The 5,002-nt window shown below is 56.6% G+C and carries 4 protein-coding genes; all 4 read right to left on the bottom strand.

What is annotated here, in order from left to right; genetic code table 11:
- Window positions 1–572 (bottom strand): cytochrome o ubiquinol oxidase subunit III (gene cyoC / locus ACRESD_RS16950; RefSeq protein ID WP_431751977.1); only part of this gene is annotated, 572 nt, incomplete at its 3' end.
- A 3-nt stretch (window positions 573–575) separates the two neighbouring features.
- Window positions 576–2,594, bottom strand: a complete 2,019-nt coding sequence (gene cyoB, locus ACRESD_RS16945; RefSeq protein ID WP_431751976.1) for a cytochrome o ubiquinol oxidase subunit I — start codon at window positions 2,592–2,594, stop codon at window positions 576–578.
- 3 nt (window positions 2,595–2,597) lie between these two features.
- A complete protein-coding gene (gene cyoA, locus ACRESD_RS16940) occupies window positions 2,598–3,539 on the bottom strand; it encodes a ubiquinol oxidase subunit II (RefSeq protein ID WP_431751975.1) in 942 nt (313 codons plus the stop codon).
- Between the two features lie 793 nt (window positions 3,540–4,332).
- Entirely contained in the window at window positions 4,333–4,839 is a 507-nt protein-coding gene (locus ACRESD_RS16935; protein ID WP_431751974.1) for a disulfide bond formation protein B, read from the bottom strand.
- Window positions 4,840–5,002 lie beyond the last annotated feature (163 nt).

The raw sequence follows: 5,002 nt of genomic DNA, 5'->3' as shown, positions 1-5,002 counted from the left end.
AGGAAGTGCCAGAACAGGCTCAGGCAAGTCAGGCGAGTCTTGTTGGTGTTGGTCAGGCCGTGCTTATTGACCTGATACATCATCACCGCCATCCACAGCAGGCCGGCAGATACGTGCAGACCGTGGGTGCCTACCAGCGTGAAGAACGCAGACAGGAAGCCGGAACGGTGCGGGCCGTAGCCTTCGGAGATCAGCAGGTGGAACTCGTTGATCTCCATGCCGATGAAGCCCAGGCCGAACAGGAAGGTCAGTGCCAACCAGCTCAGTACGCCTTTCTTGTTGCCCTTGTAGAAGGCCAACATGGCGAAGCCGTAGGTGATCGAACTGAACAACAGCAAGGCGGTTTCGCCGAGCACGTAAGGCAGTTCGAAGATGTCGTGGCCCGACGGGCCACCCGCTACGTTGTTTACCAGTACCGCGTATACCGCGAAGATCGACGCAAACAAGATGCAGTCGGTCATCAGGTAGAGCCAGAAACCGAAAACGGTCATTGGCCCCGAGTCGTGGTGATGGTCATCGTGCCCATGGTCATCGACATGGGCGTGTCCAGCATTGGTCACTAAGTTCGACATGGTTTAAGCCTGTTCCAACGAGGTTTCTACACGGTTGGCCGGAATCTTCTTCTCGGCTACCAGGCGAGCGTGCTGCTCGGCTTCGATGCGCTCGATCGTCTCGACCGGCACCATGTAGCCTTGATCATCACGGGCAGCGTGGATGATGAAGTAACCGATAGTGCCGACCAGGCTCACGATTGCCAGCCACCAGATGTGCCAGATCATCGCGAAACCGAACACGGTCAGCAGGCCGCCCATCACCACGCCAGTGGCGGTGTTGCTTGGCATGTGGATCGGTTCGTAGTGCTTAGGCTTCTGGTACGCAGTACCGTTTTCCTTGGCTTCGGTGAACGCATCAATGGTGTCCGCAGTAGGGATCACGGCGAAGTTGTAGAACGGAGGTGGCGACGAGGTCGACCATTCCAGGGTGTGGCCGTTCCATGGGTCACCGGATTCGCACATGTTCTGCTTGCGATCACGCACGCTGACATACAGCTGGATCAGCTGGCAGGCGATACCCACGGCGATCATCACCGCACCGAACATAGCGACGTACAGGTACGGCACCCACTCAGGGTTGGTAGTGGCGTTCAGACGACGGGTCATGCCCATGAAGCCCAGTGCATAGAGCGGCATGAACGCGACGAAGAAGCCCGAGATCCAGAACCAGAATGCAGCCTTGCCCCAGCCTTCGTGCAGCTTGAAGCCGAACGCTTTCGGGAAGTAGAAGCCGAAACCAGCGATGTAGCCGAATACAGCACCACCAATGATCACGTTGTGGAAGTGAGCGATCACGAACAGGCTGTTGTGCAGGACGAAGTCAGCACCCGGAATGGCCAGCAGTACGCCGGTCATGCCGCCGATAGCGAAGGTCACCATGAAGCCCAGGGTCCACAGAACCTGGCTGGTGATACGCAGACGGCCGTGGTAGATGGTGAACAGCCAGTTGAATAGCTTCACCCCCGTCGGGATGGAAATCAGCATGGTCGCCAGGCCGAAGAAGGCGTTAACGCTGGCCCCCGAACCCATGGTGAAGAAGTGGTGCAGCCAAACCATGAAGCCCAGGATCGAGATCGCGCCGGAGGCGTAGACCATCGAGTGGTGACCGAACAGGCGCTTGCCGGTAAAGGTCGAGATCACTTCGGAGAAAATACCGAACGCTGGCAGGATCAGGATGTACACCTCAGGGTGACCCCATGCCCAGAACAGGTTCACGTACATCATTGGATTGCCACCAAGTTCGTTGGTGAAAATGTGGAAATCCAGGTAACGGTCAAGCGACAGCAGCGCCATGGTAGCGGCCAGGATCGGGAACGAAGCCACGATCAGGACGTTGGCCCAGGTGCAGGTCCAGGTGAAGATCGGCATGTCCATCAGCTTCATGCCAGGGGCGCGCATTTTCAGGACGGTCGCCAGGAAGTTGACCCCCGTCAGCGTCGTCCCGAGCCCTGATAGCTGTAGCGCCCAGATGTAGTAGTCCACACCCACGCCCGGACTGTACTGAATGCCCGACAATGGCGGATACGCAACCCAACCGGTCTTGGCGAATTCGCCGACGCCCAGGGAAACGTTGATCAGCACCACGCCGGAAACCAGCAGCCAGAAGCTCAGGGAGTTCAGGAACGGGTAGGCAACGTCACGCGCACCGATCTGCAGCGGCAAGGCAAGGTTCATCAAGCCGGTGAAGAAAGGCATCGCCATGAAGATGATCATGATCACACCGTGGGCGGTGAAGATCTGGTCATAGTGTTCAGGTGGCAGGTAGCCAGGCGAACCCTCGGTGGCCATGGCCAACTGGGTACGCATCATGATGGCGTCGGCAAAGCCACGCAGCAGCATGACCATGGCAACGATGACGTACATGACGCCGATTTTCTTGTGGTCGACCGACGTCAGCCACTCGGTCCACAGGTAGGACCACTTCTTGAAATAGGTGATACCTGCTACGAGCGCCAGACCACCCAGCGCGATCATGGCGATGGTCACCATCACGATCGGCTCGTGGAACGGGACCGCATCCCAACTTAATTTACCAAACATCGTTTACTCCTCTGCCCCAGCAGTTGAATGCGAGCCCGTGTCAGAACCTTCAACCACGGCCACTTCTTTCTTCTCGTGCTTGACCGGCTTGCCTGGCTTCATACCTTCGTACTTGTCGACGATTTTCTGAAACAGGTTCGGCTCATACGTGGAGTACAGGGCGACTGGGTTGTTCTGGCTTGGTTTGGTCAGGGCGTCGTATTCAGCTTGATCAAGCTGTTTAGGTGCGGCCTTGACTGCGGCTACCCAGGCGTTGAAATCTTCCTGGCTCGTCGAGATCGCTTTGAATTTCATGCCGGTGAAGCCAGCGCCGCTGTAGTTCGCGGAGATGCCTTCCATTTCAGCTTTTTCGTTGGCGATCAGGTGCAGGCGGGTCTGCATGCCTGCCATCGCGTAGATCTGACCACCCAGTGCAGGGATGAAGAACGAGTTCATCACGGCGTCGGAGGTGATCCGGAAGTTAAGCGGAGTGTGCTCCGGGAACTGGATCTCGTTGACAGTGGCGATACCCAGGTCCGGGTAGATGAACAGCCACTTCCAGTCCAGCGCGACCACTTCGATGTTGATCGGCTTGACGTCGGACTCCAGCGGACGGTACGGGTCCAGCTCGTGGGTCGACTTATAGGTGATGTAACCCAAGGCGATGATGATGAGGATTGGTACCAGCCACACCGCGATTTCGATCTTGGTGGAGTGCGACCACTTCGGCGCGTAGGTCGCGCTGGTGTTCGACGCGCGGTATTTCCAGGCGAAGGCGAAGGTCATGATGATCACAGGAACCACGACCAGCAGCATCAGCAGGGTGGCGGTGATGATCAGGTTTCGTTGATCCAGACCGATCTGTCCTTTCGGGTCCATCAAGGTCCACTTGCAGCCTCCCAGCATTAACATCATGCCAAGCAGCGGCAAAAAGCCTAGTAATCGGGGGTACCTGTTTTTACTCATCTCACGACCTCTAAAGCAGCTTGCGCAATGCAGTTGGGTTTTGATCGCCAACACTTCACCCTGCCAAGGGTTGGCATTTCTCTTCGATTGAATAAGAGCCTGCCCGCCACGTCATATATGTACGTTTCACGGACCTGCAGTGAGTTCTTATTCGATTTCGTGGTTAAAAGGCCTTGTTACAGACCAATTCCATTTGGTGCGGATAGTTGAAAGGCTGCCGGAACCTGGGGTCGCACAGAGCCTTCCATCTGCTCCTCGACCGCTCCAATGCTCAAATATTGAACAGCACCGGACATTCAGTGCGGGCGATTGTAGTTAGCTAGCGATGTATAAACCATGTCTTATAAAGAAATAATTTTTATCGATTACAGCAATAATCCTTCGCCATTCTTGCAAAGGTTCGCGATCTTATCGCGTTCGATTCTCAACAAAAACCACAAAAATTGCCGTGTTATTGGGCAAAGAGCCACATCCCTTACAGCCTGTAAGGGCATGGCAAACGCGAGCAAGTCCCCATAAAACAAGGCATTCGCAGATCGCCCTGGCGCTGGAACCCCGTGAGCTTTGCGGTGTCTCACACGCCACGAACTGACAGCACAACTTGCGCGGTTGACGCAAATTTAATGGCCCATGCGGCGGGTCAGAAACGTCCTGCGACAGCTTCCGTGTGACAACATGTCGCACGCTGCGCGCACCTGAAATTGCTCCCCGTCACGGCAGTTTCACAAAATACCTACAAAGCAAAACGCCCCGACCTTCCTTCAAGGAAGACCGGGGCGTTTTTCGTGAACGGCTAGTTGTTGCGTTGACGGTTACGGTAAATGCCCAGGGGTACCAGGATCACCGTCAGCACGAACGCCACCAGCGCCCATTGCGCCAGGGACAGGCCAAGGATCGGCGGGTATGGGGTGCTGCAAAAGCCATCGACCTGAAAGCCCAGGGGGAACACCTTGGCCAGAGGCAGATCGTCCACAATCGGTTGCAGCACATCAATGCCGCAGCTGACTTGTGGGAAGAACTGGGTGTACACATGATGACCGGCGGCAGCGACGCCCCCCAGGGCACTGAGCACCACCAACCCTTCGAAAAAGGTGAGCGCGCCCTTGGTACGCATGGCGGCACCGATAAACGCGAACACCGCGATCAACAACAGCGCATAGCGCTGCAGGATGCACAGCGGGCACGGCGCCTCGCCCAACACCACTTGCATGTACAGCGCCCCGCCGATCAGCGCCAGGCAGATGATGCCCAGCAACACCAGAAAGCGCCGCTCCCTGCCCAAACGCAATTCGTCACTCATCCCCGTTTCCCTTTGTCGTTGTGCCAATGGCCGCAAGTTTACACACAGAGCCACGTTTAAACAGAGAGGGGTTAAGTGCGGATTAATCAGGAGGAATGTTGTGGCTGTGCGGACGCCATCGCGGGCAAGCCCGGCTCCCACAGGGAAATGCGATCCCCTGTGG

It is taken from the genome of Pseudomonas sp. (genome assembly GCF_050739995.1).
Taxonomy (GTDB): domain Bacteria; phylum Pseudomonadota; class Gammaproteobacteria; order Pseudomonadales; family Pseudomonadaceae; genus Aquipseudomonas.
Note: the sequence above shows the minus strand (reverse complement) of the source record. Positions and strands in the feature narration are given on the sequence as shown.